This is a genomic window from Clostridium sp. JNZ X4-2, assembly GCF_054889485.1.
The window spans coordinates 949,784-966,350 of record NZ_CM142685.1 but is presented as its reverse complement, the minus strand read 5'-3'; the positions used below and the strand labels follow the sequence as shown (position 1 = coordinate 966,350).

The following is a 16,567-nucleotide window of genomic DNA, read 5'->3' as shown; positions in this document are numbered from 1 at the left end:
CCAATATTGATGAAATTTCTCCACAATAAACAACTACAGTAAATTATATCATAATCACCCTGCAGTTAAAAGCACATTATTTCTTAAACCGATTCTCTATATTTTGAAATGCACCTTGGGTTGTATCTATTATATAGGAAGTTCCAGAATGTATTTTCCCGCCTATGACGTTTATAATTTTTTGAGATCCATTTTTGAAATTATTGCCTATTTTGTCATTTACAGATAGCGAATAATTCCCCACATCTACACTGAAGTCAAAAGGTGATGGAGTATAATTAATTTTAAAGTCAGATTTATCCTTTATAAATTTAGGCAGTCCTGCGGTTATAATTGTAAAACCAGAAAGAATTATTATACCGCAAAATACTACTACAGTTATGACAGCTTTTCTATTCATAAAAAAGTCACCCCCAGATAAGAATAAAATTCTTATTATAAAGGATGAACTTTTTTACAAATTTTATACATAATATTATGAAGTAAAATTTACTGTCCCCATGCCATCAATTCAGGAAGGTATTTATGTCATTTAGATCCAATGCAGGCTGCAAGGCAATATTTATGGCATTTGCAATGATTTTTGAAATTGAATCCACCACCAGATCCACATCTTTAGGTGTAACCATTATGTTTTCTTTATAAGGATCCAGCAATTGTCTTATCATTTGCTGTTTTTCATTTTTATCTATGGACTTCAGCATCTGATAAAATTTTTCTCCACTTTTCGCCTGTACTATCATTTCATCCAAAACCATATCAATGGTATCGCTGGCCATGGTTGCCGCATCAACTACTGTAGGCACTCCTATTGCTATTACAGGTATTCCCAGAGTCTTCTCACTCAATTCCATTCTTCTATTGCCCACTCCAGAGCCTGGTGATATGCCCCTGTTTCCTATTTGTACTGTAGAATTTACTCTGTCCATTTTCCTTGACGCCAGAGAATCTATACAAATTATCAGATTGGGTTTTACTTTATCTACAACTCCCTTTATGATTTCACTGGTTTCAATGCCAGTAAGTCCAAGTACTCCTGGAGATATGACACATACAGGCCTTATGCCTTCATCTATCTTATCAGGCACCAGCTGCTTTAAATGTCTGGTCACCATTAGTTTTGATACCACTTTAGGTCCCAGTGAATCCGGAGTTATATTCCAATTCCCCAATCCCACCACCAATGCCGTCATACTCTTATCTATATCTATCATATTGGATAATACCTTTCCAACCACCTTGCTTACTTTATCTCTAATTTCTCCATCATAATGGGTAAGTCTTGGCATATCTACTGTTATGTAGGACCCCTTGGGTTTCCCCATAATCTTTTCTCCAATATCTTCTACTATTTTTACGCAGGTTATCTTTATATCATCTTCTACAGTTTCCTCCACTTCCACTCCCGGTACTTCCCCTCCTCTTTCTTTCCGGCACCTTTCCCTGGTCTCTACTGCTAAGTCTGTTCTTACATCAAACATTCTATCCATCACTCCTTGTATATTATTTCCTTATTTATTATTATTGGTTATTATCTTTTACAATATACTCTCAAATGAATATGTGAACTGCATTATATGTCCATGACCATGGGCTGTATAATTTGCACTTGATGTGGTTAAAATTTAATGCTATAATAGCATTTGTTAAATATAATGACTTAACGGCAAATTTCCCCAAAGCTATTGAAGTCTATAAAAACAATAAGGGGGTGAAATCATGGCAAATATAAAATCTGCAAAAAAGAGAATAAAAGTTATTCAGACTAAAACTTTAAGGAATAGGATAATAAAATCTTCATTAAAGACCACTATAAAAAAATTCTCAGCATCCATTGACAATGGAAATATAGAAGAAGCTAAGGTTAATTTTACTGCAGCTATAAGAGCTTTAGATATGGCCGCATCAAAAGGTGTAATTCACAAGAATAAAGCATCGCGAGATAAGTCTAAGCTGACTTTAAAGTTAAATGGATTAACTGCATAATAAATAACCGGTGATGACCGGTTATTTATTATGCAATGGTATTTATTATTAAAAGTTCCAATTCAGTTTTTTCATCTATGGACAAGCTTTTCATATTTCTTTCTGTATTTAAACACAATTGTATAGATCTTTTAAGCTGCTTCAAAGTAAATTTCTTACTCTGCTGAACCATGATTTTATATCCATATTCAGATCTTATATTCAATGTCTTCATTATTTCCTTTTTTTGTTTTCCGTCTTCTAACAGCAGTTTAATTTTAAACAGAATGTTGAATTGCCTCTCTATCATGATTAAAATATAATTTATTTTAATACCGCCATATATGAGTTCATTTAACAAATGAACTGCCTCTTTTAAATTCTTATTTGATATGGCATTTACAACATCAAAAATATCTTCTTCATTGTTGTCCAAAAACATTTTTTTCATATCTTCTCTTTTTATATCTCTTCCATAGGTATAGCAGCATAATTTTTCCACTTCATTTTCTATTATACTCAAGTTATTACCATCCATAAGATTGCAAAATACCCTGAGATCCACTTTTTTCATATCCTTTCCTCTGGAATGGAAAAATTCTTGAACTTTATTTTCCAGTTGATACCCTCTTATTTTATCAGCCTTCACTACGCATATGTCTTTATCCAGACTATATATCCTCCTGCCAGGTTTATCCCTTTTACTTTTAAATAAACAATAAAATATCAAAACACAATGTTCAGGTACATTCTTTAAATAGCTGTGTATATTTTTAAATTCACCTGAAAGTTTATTCTTGTAATCTCCTTCCGCCATGAAAGATGCTCTGTACACAAGCACAACCTTTTTGTTACTCATAAAAGGAAGCGTTTCACAGGCATTTATTACAGTATTAAAGTCTTCCAGAGAACTCCCATCAAATTTTACATAATTTAAATCAATAAACTCCGGCCTTATAACTTTCCCCATCAATATCTTTATATTTTCTTTTATAAGGAATTCATCACTGCCGCAGAATAAATAGCAATTTTCTATATGTCCATTTTTTAAATCTTTATTAAAAGTAACTATATCTATCAATCTTTACCCACTTCCATCTTCATCTCAATAATTTATTTTAAAAAGCCTATTAAATATTATAACATAAGAATTATTGTTTTTATCTCCAGAGAACTTAAAGCTCTTATTGTCCCTGTAAAGGATGATGGTCATACAATCTTTCAAGTCCTTATTTATTTTTAAATAGGAATTGTCCCTTAAATTATAAACAAAATCGCTATGAGGATTGGTTATGATTTTATTTACTGACTGCTGCACTTTTACATCGGATATCCAATTTGTGTCCATGTAATCATAACTGCATATCATAATTCTGCTTAAACCTTTTTTTACAATAACGGCTTCTCCACTATTTTTATTTACAAAAGTTATACTTGTAAAAAAGGAATATCCCTGAAGTAATATTAAAATTATACACACAGCCGGGATATATTTAAATTTTTTATATCCCTTCTTATACATAACGAAACTGATAAATACTGCCATAATCATCAGCCCATCCCTATAGCTTAAATAGACTACTTCAGGGCATAATTTCAGTGCAATGATACTTGCCCCTTCTATTACAGTAAAAACCAGATTAATAATTGCACATATGTATTTAAATAATATTTCTATGTGATATGAACACAAGGCTGCATTTCCAAGTACAATTATTACAGAAAACAACGGAATCAAAAATAGATTTCCCAAAATGAATCCATAACTAAAATTTTGGATTGTAAAAGCTATGTATGGCAGTGAAAAGATCTGGGAACTAAAAGTCAGACTTATACTGCCGGCTAATTTTTCAGGCAGTTTATACAGCTTTCTATACATTTTTTTATTATATAAAATTATACCAAGTGTTGCCAGAAAGGAGAGATCAAATCCTAAATTCACTATATAATAAGGTTTAAATGCCATTAAAATAAGAGCTGACAGGCTTAAAGAAGATATACTGTCATATTCTTTAAAAAATACTTTTGCCAATTTAAATATGAGTATCATTATAAAGGATCTCATAGTTGCTGCTGCCATGCCTGTAAAAAATACATAAAATAAAGATACAATTACAGCTATTTTAAGTCCCGCCATATACTCCAGTACTTCGTAGATTATAACCATATGGAATCCTGAAACGCTTACAGCATGAATTATTCCCAGCTTCTGAAACTCACTCATCTTCTCTTCACTAATATAATCAGTTTCACCATAACATAAGGCCATAACAAGGGCCGCTTTATCTTCTCCAATTATTTTCCTGAACTTTTCATAAATATTATTCTTGAATTCATGTGAATAATATATGAAATCCTTTTTACAGTATTTATATTCAGTTAGATTATAGCTTCCGATGACCCCCTTTTCTATGTTGAACTCTTTTTGAAATTTTCCATATGCTTTTATTTTCTGTCCTTCTTGAAGCCCATCTGTTTTCCCTTTTAATATAATTTCCCTTCCTTTAAAATTTCCTATAAAATAATAGTTTTTCTTCTCTAAAATCCTGATCTGGGCAGGACTTTGTACATTTATATTAAAATACAGATAAAAACTAAATACTCCAAAAAGAAAAAACAGGACGTTCACCATAAAAAATTTAATTTCCAATGTAAAAAACAATATTATAATAAAAAAAGCAGCTATGGCTATAGCTGCCGCAGTGTTGTCTAAAAATAACAGGGCAAATAAACATCCTAAAGATAGAGATATAGAATAAAACACCAATGGCCTTTTCATAGTCTATGGATAATACCTCCTGGATAATCATATAGTTACACTCATTGCACATAAACCAGTCTCATGTTATTTATATTTGCCCAAAAACACTATATTAAACATATTGATTTCTATGGAATTTATAAGATATACAGAAAAGGAGCCATAATGCAGTACATACAAAAAACATCTTCCAATAACCTAAATTAAATAAAATAAGGAATTTGCTTATAATAAAAACTGCAATCAATTGTATAATAATATTTATAATTATAATTATAGTTGAAAATTTATTCTTAAAAAACTTTTCATCAGAAAAACTGTATACAAACAATGCAGCACAGATATTTAAAATTGAGATAGAAGTCAAAAGTGGAAATTCACTTTTCCACAAATCTGATATATATAGAGAGATAAATGATAAAATTCCCATTAAAAATCCCCCAAATAAAACAAAACTCAGATTTTCCACTATTATGCTTTTATCAATTACAGATGACACATAATCTCCTTCCTCATCTTCATACTGATACATTAGTGCCAGAGCTGACAGAAACATAATAACACTGTTAAACCAAATAGATTCTATAATAATATTGCCGGAAATATCTAGATTAAATAGGACATTCATCATTAAAAATACTGTTAATCCCACACAACAGCTTATAATATAGACAATTATCTTTTCAATCATGTTCATAATTTTTCTGGAATTTTCTATGGTATTCAACAAATTCATAAAATCCATGTTTTTAGCAAATATATCACATAACTTCCTGACTATTTTACTCTTAGTGTTTGTTATTCCTACATTTGATATTTTAAGTGCAGGCAGATCTGTAAGTTTCCATCCTGTTATAGCTGTTATGTACCCATAACTTTTTAATGCCTTTACTATCTTTACTTTATGCTGGGAGCTTATTCTAGAAAAAAAGCTGACTTTTTCTCCAATACGGCTAAATTCTTCTTCTGTCATATTATCCATTTCCACACCGGAAACTATCTGCTGAAGCCTGGATATTATATTTATTTTCTTTCCTATTGCTAAAGCCACCAGCTTATTGTCATCTGTAATAATAATAGGTTTAATTGAAAGAGCCAGGGCCTTTTTTATAGAATTTGATGCATTTTCCTTTAACATATTGTCAAAACCAATTAAGCCTACAAAAACCAGATTACTTTCAATATTTTCTTTAATACTTGGCTCATAATTAAAATTCCTATAGGCAAATCCAACTACATACAGACATTCATTGGACATGCTAATATCTGCATCTCTTATGGATTTTATATCTTCTTCCGTTATTTCCACTTCCAAACCATTTTTCAATATATGGGTACACCTATTTATAATAGAATCAGTCGCCCCTTTTACATGAGCCCTATATTTCTTGTCTACCTTATTCACAGTAGTCATTATACGTCTTTCGCCATCAAATAAGATTTTAAATATTCTATTATATTTTTTATCCAATTCCTTTTTATAAATTCCATTTTGGGCGCCAAATCCCAGCAGAGATGACTCCACCAAATTTTTTACAGAGTTTTCTTCATTGGTTTTTGCAGATTTTTCATCACTGCATAAAAGCCCTATATTTATCATTCTATACAAGCTTTCATTTATACCATCTTTTAAAGCTTCCTCATTTATATCAATAAGCCCGCTGCTCCCATAAGCTTTCATGACTTTCATCCTATTTTTAGAAAAGACCCCCACTTTATCCGTACAAACAGCTGAAACTTTGGAAAATTTCTCTATGCTGGACAAATCTTTAAAAATTATATTTGCTTTCCTAAACTTTTTCAGTAAAATAACTCCTACAAGTAAAATTATAATAATCATTGCCTGGGGAATAGTGCTCAAAAATATAATGGATCCTGTTTTTAAACTGTAATAAAAACCTTTATGAAAAGTAAAATGCAATATAAATCCCATAATTGAAAAACAAACAGCCAAAAAAATGCTGAAGGCGTTCACAACCTTATGAATTCTGAACCCGAAAGATTCCCTTTTCCTCTCACCTTTAAGCAGAAGTTTTACTATATTGGATATCTGAGTGTTCATCCCCACTGCTATGACTATACCTGTACCGTCACCTTCAGTCACTGAAGACGACTTGAAAAGTATATTTTTCATATCTGAAAGAGACAGCTCTCTATCGTCTATTTTGGATTCATATTTTTCCACTATAAAATCTTCCCCTGTAACAGAACATTCATCTATTTTTAAGTCATTACTTTCAATAACCCTCATGTCCGCAGGTATTCCTTCACTCTGTCCAACTATAACTATGTCACCTACTACAAGTTCTTCAGATGGTATCCTCAAAGTCCGTCCATCTCTTATAACCCTTGCCGTTCCCAAATTTAATTTTCGCAGTTCCTTTATATTTCTCTCCACTTTGTACTGCTCCAGAGCTATTAAAAAAATATTTAAGAGTGCAATAACCAAGGATATAATTCCATAACTATATATACCCAAATATATAAATAAAATTGTGCAAAAAATCAGCAGCAATATCCATGGTTCCTTAAACTGTATAAATACAAGATAAAATAGGCCCTTAGTATCCGGCATAACAATTTTATTTTCTCCATACTTTTCTCTAAGTGATTCTATTTGTTCTTCATCCAGTCCATAATATGTATTGCTATTCAGTTCCTTTACTATCTCACTCCATGGATGTTTATACCATTCAATCATACACCTATAACCCTCCCATAAAAAAGAACACTACTTAAATATCGTATTCAGCTAAATTAACTTTAAAAAATCATTAAAAAACACCTGCTTTTTTATACATAAACAATAAATCCATAGAAATGTATAATTTAATATTATGTCTAAAACATGATATAATGCAAATATTATTGAACCTTAAATCATTACATAAATCACATAAAATATACCTCATAAGAAAGAAGGAACTTAAATTGGTAATACAAATTATACTTGTCATGTTTATAACCGGAGTGTTATTAGGGTTTGTAGGGGCTGGGGGTTCTGGATTCATAATATCCATTTTAACTGTAATTTTTCATTACCCAATTCATACATCTCTCGGAACTGCCCTGGCAGCAATGATCTTCTCTTCTCTGTCAGGATCCATCAGCCATTATAGAGAGGGAAATATTATATTAAAGGTTGGGATTGTAGTAGGATTATTTGGTGCAATTGGTGCATGGACTAGCTCTAACTTCTCATATTTTATATCAGCAGGTGATTTAAAATGGCTGACTTCAGGAATGCTATACCTGTCTGCAGCAGTTTTGTGGCTTCGTATGTTTATAATTAAACATCAGCATTCTAACGGTATTCAATCTAACCCCCTACCCGTCGGAATAAAATTCTGGTTATTATCCGGTGGAATAGGTCTGGTTACCGGTATTATTTCAGGCTTATGCGGCATAGGTTCTGCTTCATTTATTCAAATTGGACTCATGTTCATACTTGGAATGTCAATACGTGAATCCGCCGGTACTACCATGATGGTAATTATCCCTATAGCCTTAGCCGGCGGAGCCGGATATTATCATTTGGGATATTTAAATATACATTTACTTATTGAAGTGGTAATGGGTACAATGATAGGCTCTTATATAGGTGCCAAATTTACTAGAAGAGTTCCAATGCCAATACTTAAAACTGCAATGATTTTAGTCCCTGTCACAGCTGCCACTTTACTCCTATTTTAAAATAGGAGAGATTATTTATCTCTCCCTGTTTTTTTATTTTCATCACTTATCTACCAGTTGTATCTTAAATTTTAAATCATTTCTTACATCATATAACCCCAGATCATTTGTTCCTATTTTATATTTTTTGTCTTTACTTAAAGGTACAAATTCCAAAACATAGCTATCTGGATTGTTTCCATCCCTTTTTACATTAACACTGTCATCCTTTCTTTCAACCTCATTATTTTTGTCATCCAGTATATACAGTTCTCTTGCCTGTAAGAATGGAGCCTTTCCTTTTGCACTGTACCTTACAATAGTCCTGTCTTTTTTTAATTCTATTTTGTTAATTACAATTTCTCCCATATTCCTCTGTTTAAGTTCAATAGGATAAACTCCATCTAGGTTTTTATATATAGGCTGTGTGCTAGTACTATTGTCATTGTAATTCATCTTATATGGTATAACAGTTATATATTTTGGAATATTTTTAAGTCTTTCCAATCTGTACATATACCAAAAATCACTTGAAGCTGAATTTTTGACTCTGTCTCCTGAACTTCCCATCAATGTTATTTCATTAAAGAGAGCATCATAATTGTTTTTGGTACTGTAAAATCCGCAGGTGGAAATAAGAATATATCTTTGATTTGACAGTTCATACCTGGAAGGATGTGCGCTTGTTCCATCTTTATTTATATTCATATAGGGCAGATTTGTAGGAAGCATACGATGGAGAAATGCCTTGATTTTTGAAGGCATCCCAAAATAGTAGAGTGGAAAACTCCAAATAACAACATCCGATGTCACATACCTTTCTACAAGCTCTTTCATATCATCCTTTATTACACATTTCCCCGGAGTTTTAGTCCAGCAGACAAAACATCCCCTGCAGTGTTCAATGTTTTTTTCACTAGTATTCACTATATGTACATTGCAATTTCTGCTTTCCTCAAGCCCCTCCAAAAAAGCTCTGGTTATCCTGAATGTATTGCTTTTTTCTCCCTTTGGACTGCCATTTAACCCAAGCACCTCCATATCCACATACCCTCCAAACTTAAAAATTTTATAGATTTCAATAATCAATTGCTATTTTTCCCTCTTAATAATTTTAACCTAACTACATATTATAATTATACAGAGCCATATATATAGTCACACCACTAACTCAGAAAATTAACTATAACTTAAAACTCAAATTACATGAAAAAATTTGGGTGAAATTATCATAGAAAATGAAATCCACATGAAAATTCAGAACTAACTACGGAAAAGATTAAATGAAAAGCACTCTGATATGAATATATGGTGAAAATAAGTTTTTTAGTTATAGGGCCTGCAAGTTCTTTGAGATATTTTCTCACTATATTCTTTAACAAATGTGAAGGGCAAAAATACAATTACGCAGGCAGTGATATTCAATATTAAAAACTTAAAATTATCTTAAATAACAAAAGAGCAGGCTTTTTTACCTACCTGCCAATTTTATGTAACATTTTTGGACACAAATAAATCAGGCACCCGCTTATTATTGCAAGTATAATATAAGTGATTGAACTATTTTTTAAACCTATAATTTGAAATCCTACAAAAAATGTCAAAAATATAATTACAAAATTTAATATTGCAAGCATTTTATTTCTTTTCATGTTTCAATCCTCCATATTAACTTTCTCCATTATAACTGACTGTAAGTATAAGCTAATAGGTTAATTTCCTATGAGCAAATCCAAAATATTCCATCCATCCGAAGACTGCGCTTTATATAATTCCGTATACCCACACCTTTTACAGCTTACAGTTATAAACTTCTTATTCTGTACGTCAAATATCTTTGCGAAATTTCCTCCTGTTGCCTGAAATTGATCGGATTCATATTCTCTACCGCCGCACTTGGGGCAGACATATTGTACTTTTTCCATTTTAAGCCTCCTATCATTTTATCCATATAATTATATCATAATCCTATAGTTCAGACTGTATTTGATACTCAATATATTTTACTATTGAATTTCTCCTGTTTTCTGTATAACCTTGCTGAATTCTTCAAGTTCCTTAATTATAATTTTTGCCTGATTCCTCCATATAGCTGTTTTATACACCGTACCAATACAGCTCTTTTCATATGATATTCTTTTTTGAATATAGTAATTCATTCCTTTTGGATACAGCAGCCTGTTGTCTTTAACTTCAAACAGATTATCCTTTTCAATTTTAGAAAATGAGCTGAGATTATATCCTGCGGCCTGCAATTTGGGCCGCTCAATTTTTAAATGAGCTTTACCCATTAAAATCAATATTTTTTTATGTCCACCTATCTCTTTCAGTATATTTCGATTTATGTGATCATCTCTTTCTGCATTAGTTAAATTGGGCTCGCCTCTATATGGAGTCCACCAGTCAACTCCTTTAACTGGAATTCCACAATTTAATGCAGTCAAATGAGAATACAGCATTTCTCCCGGGCCATCTGCAAAATTATTATTTGCCAGCTGTTCAGGCCTGCTCTCTATTAAAAGTAAATCGGGCTTTAAATTTTCAATTACTGCCTTTAAATTCAAATAGGAAAAATTTTTTGAATCTAAATTCATGGAGTGAACCGTTCCTAGAAAATATATATTTTGATCTCCCTTATTATATTTATCAAAGGATGAATCTCTAAAATAAGTTGTCCTAGATAAAGATGAATACACCTTACCAGAAATTTTATTCAATAAACCCTTTTACCTGCATCTTTTTTGTGCTGCGAAACAATGCCATTCCAACTCTCTTCAATATTTCTGATACATAATCCCAGTTAATATTTATACAATTGTATTGAATTCTCAGCTTCATGTTTTCTCCTCCTATAATAAATAATATTAATTTATTACTTTAAATATAAAGGATTACGTCGTGTAAGGTGCAAGTGAAATTTAAATGAATTCGTTTTATTCTGCCAGGATTTATTTAATTCGTAAAGCATCTGCAAATATACGCACACACTCCCAAATAAAAATTTATTTCTCAAATTAAAATTCAATATTTTTTATCCCTTTTCAATATAAATTTTATAACTCAATACAGCTGAAGGTCTGCAATTCGATTTACAATTGAGGATTTTGAAAAAACACTTTACAAATTTCTATTACAGTTGTAATATATACTTATACATTACAACTGTAATAGGAGATGATTAATATGAAAATTCCTAAGATATCAGATGCAGAGTGGCAGGTTATGAAAGTGATATGGTCAGACAAATACTGCACTGCAAATGATATAGTAAGGAAAATATCACAGGTAATGGACTGGAAGCCCAACACAACAAGAACTTTAATAAACAGACTTTTGAAAAAAAATATATTGGATTATGAAATAGACAAAAAGGACAATAAAACATACCACTACTTTGCTCTTATTTCAGAAAGTGACTGCATAAGATCAGAAAGTAACTCTTTCCTCAAACGAGTATTCAATGGTTCTTTAAATGTGATGCTGGAGAATTTTATAAATGAAAGCAAATTATCTGAAGATGAAATTGACAAGTTAAAGCAAATTCTAGATAAAAAGAAAGGTTAAAGGGTGCATTTAAAATGCTTATTTTATCTGTTTTTAAATTTATATTGTACTCCTCAATAATTGGAAGTATATTTGCTATTTTAATACTGATTCTAAGATTTTTATTTAAAAAAAACCTTCAAATTAAATTGATAAATTTCATATGGCTTTTTCTAGTGCTACGGCTTTTAATTCCCTTTGCTCCGCAAACTTCTTTTAGCATATATAATTTATTCAATAACAAAATTGTACAGCACAGTGTTGAAAAAAATTTTACTGAAGACATACAGACCAGTAATAAGCTCCCCAATAAAACATCAGATATTTTAAATAATCCTCAGCCAATAAAATTTGAAAATACTGCTTTCATCCAAAATAACCTTTCTTCCAGAAATAAAATATTTTATCTTGAAATGTCAGCATTCATTTGGATGTGGGTATGTATTATTTTAATAGCTTTCACCACTTTCACCACATTAGAGTTTTATATCAAATTGCGAAAAATCAAAACAACTGAAGATAATAAGCTGATTGACATTGTAAATAGGTGCAGACAAAAAATGCATATAAATAAGCACCTAGACATTATAAGTACTGATATTGTAAAAAATCCCGGAATTTTTGGATTTATCCATCCTAAAATATTGCTTCCTTCAAATATCAATGATGTAATTGACAGCGAACAATTATCCTGTGTTATCTTCCATGAATTATCACATTTAAAAAGAAAAGATACAATCTTAAACTTTATAGTCTCCCTATTAAGAATAATACACTGGTTTAATCCTCTATTACTGTATGCTTTCTCTAAAATGAAGGAGGATAAGGAACTAGCCTGTGATGAAATGGCACTGAACTATTGCAGCCATAAAAAATATGGATATACAATTATAAAGCTTTTAGAAGTATATCAAAAATCCAATACCATTTATGGTATGGACTTTATTATAAATAACAAGTATGAAATTAAGAGGAGGATTACAATGATTTCATTATTCAAGAAAAATTCACACAGATGGACTGCATTATCCATTGCCATACTGGTTATAATTGGAGGCATAATGCTGACTGACCCTAAAATCCACAACACATCTGCAGCTGAAAAAAATACAAAAAATAACCTATCGGGCAGCATAAATGAGTCCAGTGTGCAGGGAAAAAATTTCAATGGTAAAATGCTGATTATAAAAGATCCATCCACCATTAAAATAGGTTATACCAAAGAACTTTTAAAGAACAACAAAACCACAGGTGAACTTGCTGAAGAAAATAAAGCCCTTTATGCTGTAAATGCCAATCTCATTCCAACTGAATCCGAAAAAAAATCCTTTGTCAACAGTTCACAGGATGGACTGATAATCCACAATGGAAATATTATATATGACAGCCCTAAAAATGCAAAATATAACATAGCAGGGTTTACTGACAAAAATACATTAGTTTCAGGACAGTACTCCGTTGAAGCTTTGAAAAAAATGAATGTAACTGAAGCTGTAAATTCCTCACTGTCACTTATTGAAAATGGTAAACCATTATTAGGCAAATATACAATGTCGGGAATAAATTCAAGGACTGCCATTGCCCAGAAAAAAGATGGAACAGTGATCATGGTGGTAATAGACGGAAGAAATACTAATTCCATAGGTATCTCCTTATTTGAACTGCAGCAGCTTTTACTTAAGGAGGGTGCCTATACTGCAGCTGTCCTGGATGGAGGCAGTTCCTCCACCATGTATTATAAAGATGGTATTATAAATAAGCCAGCTTATTCAAAAGGCCAGCTGCCTGTATCTTCAATATTTATGGTGAAATAACAATTAGATATGGCAAAAGAAGTTCCATAGAGCATGCGGCGGGATGTTATGGATTTGATTGTACCGTAACCAATAAAACTTTAGATAATCATCTATGGATTATCTAAAGTTTTACCATGTTTACCTATTATAAGGGATAACCCTAGAAAGTATTAGTATAATATTCAATTCAAGTTTATTAGTTGTAATGTCCTTTACAGCTTGCAATATAAATATTTTTATCATCAATACTATAAATAAGTCTATGAACATCTGTTATCCTTCTGCTCCAATATCCTGACAATTCATGCTTTAATGCTTCAGGTTTTCCAAGCCCTTCATTCCCATTTCTCTCTATATCCTTTATCAGTTCATTAATCTTCTTCAAAACTTTTTTATCCTCTGACTGCCAATATACATAGTGATTCCATGCGATATCTGAAAAAATCTTATTCATCTAGTAACTCCATTTTCTTTCCTTTTCCCGTTTTAAGCTGGTTAATAGACTTTAATAGTTCATTATAATATTCAGGATTACTTCTTACATATAGATTTTCCAATAGGTTATTATATTCTGATTCTGACATCATAACTACATTTTCACCACGTTTACGAGTGATAATAATTGTTTCAAAGTCACTTGTTGCTTTATCACAAAAATCTTTAAAATTCTGTCTTACAACTGAATAACTTGTAGCTATCATAAAATCACCTCCACATTTATATTGTACAATACATTGTACAATTATGCAAGTGAAATAGTCACTTGCATACAGAGGATAATCTTGTTCCGGGTTAAAATCTCCTCATAAAATTACCTTGAAAAGCTTTAAAATTTATTTCAGAATATTATGCCATACTTTTTGAGTATTTTCCAACCACTTTTTTACTTAACGTTTACACTCCAAGAAATATCTAAACTATACTTGTTGAATTATTATATGATATAAAAATTTTTTATTTACAATCAGCATTCACCGTAGTCTTTAGTAAAATACAAAGGTCCTATTTTTTTAACTTTATAATTAGTTATTACATTTCCTGTTGCCCTATCATATAAATTGTAACCAACAATAGTGTAAATCATAGCATTTTCTTTATCAAGAATGCTCTTATCCATATTATATTGACCTTTATTAACCTTCACAGTTCCTTTAAATGCTCCCACTGGATATCCGCTTGCAAATATATGTGTCCTAATGGATATCGACGGTGTAGCATGGCTTATAATAAATCCTGCAGCAATTATTAAAAAAGACAGCAGAATTATGATAACCTTCCTTGAAAATCTCATTTTCTTTCTCCTCCAACAACCTTAAATTCAATTTATGTAATTAATTTATTGTAAATTACAATTTAAAATTATACATTGACGATCATATAATATTTTAAAACTGGATCTATACCAAAACAAAAAGCAGTGTAATAAGTTAAATATAAAAATTTTTCTTTATGATTAACCTTCCCCATAGTTTTCAGTAAAATATAAAGGTCCTATTTTTTTGACTTTATAATTACCTATTGGATTTTTTGTTGCCCTATCATATAAATTATAACCTTGAATATAGTAAATCATAGCATTTTCTTTATGAAGGGCATTTTTATCCGCGTTATATAGACCTTTATGAACATGTAAAGTTACTTTAAATGCTCCAACTGGATATCCACTTGCAAATATATGTGTCCTAATGGATATCGACGGTGTAGCATGGCTTATAATAAATCCTGCAGTAATTATTAAAAAAAACAGCAGAATTATGATAACCTTTCTTGAAAATCTCATTTTCTTTCTCCTCCAACAACCTTAAATTCAATTTATGTAATTAATTTATTGTAAATTACAATTTAAAATTATACATTGACGATCATATAATATTTTAAAACTGGATCTATACCAAAACAAAAAGCAGTGTAATAAGTTAAATATAAAAATCAAACTTTATCTTTTCTTTATTACATTGCTTTTTAATTAAATATATTTAACTAATGCCAAAATTTTAGAGTTCTCATATTGGTATAGTCACCTTCCGCATAGGCATCATACAGAGGATAATCTAATCTTTGTTTAGAATGTCCACAGAAAAACCATTTCACTCCCTGTAAATTGCCAGTTAAGATTACCGAATGTGACCACTCACCTATACCGGGATTATAAAACTGAACAATATCACCAACTCTCGCTCCATCAGTCCAAGAGCTTTCAGAAGTGTATCCATTTGAAACCATATAATCACGAAAAGCAACTACATTAATCCACGGTGCTGAATATGCATACCAATAACTACTGGCTGGGACTCCACCTGCGTAAGCACATTGAGATACAAAATCCGTACAATCTTCAATCTTGTCAACATAATATTGAGAACCTGGATACTGAGAATAGTTTGGTGATAATGCATACCTCTCTGCATAAGATACGGCACTGCCAGCATTATAACCAGGATAACTGTTTAAACGAATATTAGAATTATCATCTTTAGAATTAATTTGGGTAAAGTATTCGTAATATTTGTCAATATTATTTGACTTATCATCTATGACTTTTATTTTTGAATCAATTGCACTATCATAATAAGGAAAATAAGTGTCTTCTGACTTTAATGACTCTTTATCATTTAATTGTTGTTTCACAGATACATCAGTATCTTCATCCAGATCTAATTTTTTGGTTATATAATATTTGCCATCTTCATATTTAACTTCAAATCTATACTTTTCACCCTTTGATTTTGATACTTTTTCTGCTCCATACAACTTGAATTCCACATCATAAAGTACATCTACTGCATAAGTATCAATGGCCGTTTGAGCTACTCTAGTTATAGTCACATTA

19 protein-coding genes are annotated in these 16,567 nt (G+C 31.0%); 4 read left to right on the top strand and 15 right to left on the bottom strand.

Going from position 1 to position 16,567, the window contains the following annotated elements; translation table 11 throughout:
- Positions 1-76: 76 nt before the first annotated feature.
- Positions 77-400, bottom strand: coding sequence for a hypothetical protein (locus ACYUJ6_RS04560; RefSeq protein WP_461844669.1), 324 nt, complete (start codon positions 398-400; stop codon positions 77-79).
- Positions 401-506: 106 nt separating this feature from the next.
- The gene (gene gpr, locus ACYUJ6_RS04555; RefSeq protein ID WP_461844668.1) at positions 507-1,481 is read right to left on the bottom strand and encodes a GPR endopeptidase; all 975 of its coding nucleotides are present in this window, start codon (positions 1,479-1,481) and stop codon (positions 507-509) included.
- A gap of 238 nt (positions 1,482-1,719) precedes the next feature.
- On the opposite strand from gpr, the gene rpsT reads away from it, so the two are divergent.
- The gene (gene rpsT, locus ACYUJ6_RS04550) at positions 1,720-1,986 is read left to right on the top strand and encodes a 30S ribosomal protein S20 (protein ID WP_461844667.1); all 267 of its coding nucleotides are present in this window, start codon (positions 1,720-1,722) and stop codon (positions 1,984-1,986) included.
- Between the two features lie 28 nt (positions 1,987-2,014).
- On the opposite strand, the gene holA is transcribed toward rpsT, so the two are convergent.
- The 3 genes from holA to ACYUJ6_RS04535 all read right to left on the bottom strand — a co-directional run bounded on the left by holA (position 2,015) and on the right by ACYUJ6_RS04535 (position 7,427).
- A complete protein-coding gene (holA, locus tag ACYUJ6_RS04545) occupies positions 2,015-3,046 on the bottom strand; it encodes a DNA polymerase III subunit delta (protein ID WP_461844666.1) in 1,032 nt (343 codons plus the stop codon).
- A 24-nt stretch (positions 3,047-3,070) separates the two neighbouring features.
- Entirely contained in the window at positions 3,071-4,744 is a 1,674-nt protein-coding gene (locus ACYUJ6_RS04540; RefSeq protein ID WP_461844665.1) for a ComEC/Rec2 family competence protein, read from the bottom strand.
- Positions 4,745-4,838: 94 nt separating this feature from the next.
- Positions 4,839-7,427: a cation-translocating P-type ATPase gene (locus ACYUJ6_RS04535; RefSeq protein ID WP_461844664.1), complete on the bottom strand. Its 2,589-nt coding sequence runs from the start codon at positions 7,425-7,427 to the stop codon at positions 4,839-4,841.
- Between the two features lie 230 nt (positions 7,428-7,657).
- On the opposite strand from ACYUJ6_RS04535, the gene ACYUJ6_RS04530 reads away from it, so the two are divergent.
- Positions 7,658-8,419 (top strand): sulfite exporter TauE/SafE family protein, encoded by a 762-nt coding sequence (locus ACYUJ6_RS04530; RefSeq protein WP_461844663.1) that lies wholly within the window; start codon positions 7,658-7,660, stop codon positions 8,417-8,419.
- Between the two features lie 42 nt (positions 8,420-8,461).
- On the opposite strand, the gene ACYUJ6_RS04525 is transcribed toward ACYUJ6_RS04530, so the two are convergent.
- From ACYUJ6_RS04525 to ACYUJ6_RS04505, 5 genes are all read right to left on the bottom strand, one after another.
- Positions 8,462-9,439 (bottom strand): flavodoxin family protein, encoded by a 978-nt coding sequence (locus ACYUJ6_RS04525; RefSeq protein WP_461844662.1) that lies wholly within the window; start codon positions 9,437-9,439, stop codon positions 8,462-8,464.
- 434 nt (positions 9,440-9,873) lie between these two features.
- Entirely contained in the window at positions 9,874-10,050 is a 177-nt protein-coding gene (locus ACYUJ6_RS04520; protein WP_461844661.1) for a hypothetical protein, read from the bottom strand.
- Between the two features lie 60 nt (positions 10,051-10,110).
- Positions 10,111-10,323, bottom strand: a complete 213-nt coding sequence (locus ACYUJ6_RS04515; protein ID WP_461844660.1) for a zinc ribbon domain-containing protein — start codon at positions 10,321-10,323, stop codon at positions 10,111-10,113.
- An 81-nt stretch (positions 10,324-10,404) separates the two neighbouring features.
- Positions 10,405-11,115: a hypothetical protein gene (locus ACYUJ6_RS04510; RefSeq protein ID WP_461844659.1), complete on the bottom strand. Its 711-nt coding sequence runs from the start codon at positions 11,113-11,115 to the stop codon at positions 10,405-10,407.
- Positions 11,108-11,236: a hypothetical protein gene (locus ACYUJ6_RS04505; RefSeq protein ID WP_461844658.1), complete on the bottom strand. Its 129-nt coding sequence runs from the start codon at positions 11,234-11,236 to the stop codon at positions 11,108-11,110. The genes ACYUJ6_RS04510 and ACYUJ6_RS04505 overlap by 8 nt, the downstream gene beginning before the upstream one ends.
- A gap of 345 nt (positions 11,237-11,581) precedes the next feature.
- Here ACYUJ6_RS04505 and ACYUJ6_RS04500 point away from each other — a divergent pair, with 345 nt between their 5' ends.
- Both ACYUJ6_RS04500 and ACYUJ6_RS04495 read left to right on the top strand, forming a co-directional pair.
- The gene (locus tag ACYUJ6_RS04500) at positions 11,582-11,962 is read left to right on the top strand and encodes a BlaI/MecI/CopY family transcriptional regulator (RefSeq protein WP_461844657.1); all 381 of its coding nucleotides are present in this window, start codon (positions 11,582-11,584) and stop codon (positions 11,960-11,962) included.
- Positions 11,963-11,976: 14 nt separating this feature from the next.
- On the top strand, positions 11,977-13,755 hold the full coding sequence (locus tag ACYUJ6_RS04495) for a M56 family metallopeptidase (RefSeq protein ID WP_461844656.1): 1,779 nt from the start codon (positions 11,977-11,979) through the stop codon (positions 13,753-13,755).
- Positions 13,756-13,933: 178 nt separating this feature from the next.
- Here the strand turns inward: ACYUJ6_RS04495 and ACYUJ6_RS04490 are convergent, their stop codons facing one another.
- From ACYUJ6_RS04490 to ACYUJ6_RS04470, 5 genes are all read right to left on the bottom strand, one after another.
- Complete coding sequence (locus ACYUJ6_RS04490) at positions 13,934-14,191, bottom strand: Txe/YoeB family addiction module toxin (protein ID WP_461844655.1); 258 nt, start codon at positions 14,189-14,191, stop codon at positions 13,934-13,936.
- Complete coding sequence (locus tag ACYUJ6_RS04485; RefSeq protein WP_461844654.1) at positions 14,184-14,438, bottom strand: type II toxin-antitoxin system Phd/YefM family antitoxin; 255 nt, start codon at positions 14,436-14,438, stop codon at positions 14,184-14,186. Before ACYUJ6_RS04485 ends, ACYUJ6_RS04490 begins: the two co-directional genes overlap by 8 nt.
- Positions 14,439-14,701: 263 nt before the next feature.
- Positions 14,702-15,028, bottom strand: coding sequence for a hypothetical protein (locus tag ACYUJ6_RS04480; RefSeq protein WP_461844653.1), 327 nt, complete (start codon positions 15,026-15,028; stop codon positions 14,702-14,704).
- A gap of 162 nt (positions 15,029-15,190) precedes the next feature.
- Complete coding sequence (locus ACYUJ6_RS04475; protein ID WP_461844652.1) at positions 15,191-15,517, bottom strand: hypothetical protein; 327 nt, start codon at positions 15,515-15,517, stop codon at positions 15,191-15,193.
- Between the two features lie 200 nt (positions 15,518-15,717).
- Positions 15,718-16,563: an amidase domain-containing protein gene (locus ACYUJ6_RS04470; RefSeq protein WP_461844651.1), complete on the bottom strand. Its 846-nt coding sequence runs from the start codon at positions 16,561-16,563 to the stop codon at positions 15,718-15,720.
- Between the last annotated feature and the right edge of the window lie 4 nt (positions 16,564-16,567).

What these genes read in the sequence shown, in the direction of transcription:
- ACYUJ6_RS04560 (WP_461844669.1), bottom strand. Translation starts at nt 400, where the DNA reads ATGAATAGAAAAGCTGTCATAACTGTAGTAGTATTTTGCGGTATAATA.
- gpr (WP_461844668.1), bottom strand. Translation starts at nt 1,481, where the DNA reads ATGTTTGATGTAAGAACAGACTTAGCAGTAGAGACCAGGGAAAGGTGC.
- rpsT (WP_461844667.1), top strand. Translation starts at nt 1,720, where the DNA reads ATGGCAAATATAAAATCTGCAAAAAAGAGAATAAAAGTTATTCAGACT.
- ACYUJ6_RS04540 (WP_461844665.1), bottom strand. Translation starts at nt 4,744, where the DNA reads ATGAAAAGGCCATTGGTGTTTTATTCTATATCTCTATCTTTAGGATGT.
- ACYUJ6_RS04535 (WP_461844664.1), bottom strand. Translation starts at nt 7,427, where the DNA reads ATGATTGAATGGTATAAACATCCATGGAGTGAGATAGTAAAGGAACTG.
- ACYUJ6_RS04525 (WP_461844662.1), bottom strand. Translation starts at nt 9,439, where the DNA reads ATGGAGGTGCTTGGGTTAAATGGCAGTCCAAAGGGAGAAAAAAGCAAT.
- ACYUJ6_RS04520 (WP_461844661.1), bottom strand. Translation starts at nt 10,050, where the DNA reads ATGAAAAGAAATAAAATGCTTGCAATATTAAATTTTGTAATTATATTT.
- ACYUJ6_RS04515 (WP_461844660.1), bottom strand. Translation starts at nt 10,323, where the DNA reads ATGGAAAAAGTACAATATGTCTGCCCCAAGTGCGGCGGTAGAGAATAT.
- ACYUJ6_RS04505 (WP_461844658.1), bottom strand. Translation starts at nt 11,236, where the DNA reads ATGAAGCTGAGAATTCAATACAATTGTATAAATATTAACTGGGATTAT.
- ACYUJ6_RS04500 (WP_461844657.1), top strand. Translation starts at nt 11,582, where the DNA reads ATGAAAATTCCTAAGATATCAGATGCAGAGTGGCAGGTTATGAAAGTG.
- ACYUJ6_RS04495 (WP_461844656.1), top strand. Translation starts at nt 11,977, where the DNA reads ATGCTTATTTTATCTGTTTTTAAATTTATATTGTACTCCTCAATAATT.
- ACYUJ6_RS04490 (WP_461844655.1), bottom strand. Translation starts at nt 14,191, where the DNA reads ATGAATAAGATTTTTTCAGATATCGCATGGAATCACTATGTATATTGG.
- ACYUJ6_RS04485 (WP_461844654.1), bottom strand. Translation starts at nt 14,438, where the DNA reads ATGATAGCTACAAGTTATTCAGTTGTAAGACAGAATTTTAAAGATTTT.
- ACYUJ6_RS04480 (WP_461844653.1), bottom strand. Translation starts at nt 15,028, where the DNA reads ATGAGATTTTCAAGGAAGGTTATCATAATTCTGCTGTCTTTTTTAATA.
- ACYUJ6_RS04475 (WP_461844652.1), bottom strand. Translation starts at nt 15,517, where the DNA reads ATGAGATTTTCAAGAAAGGTTATCATAATTCTGCTGTTTTTTTTAATA.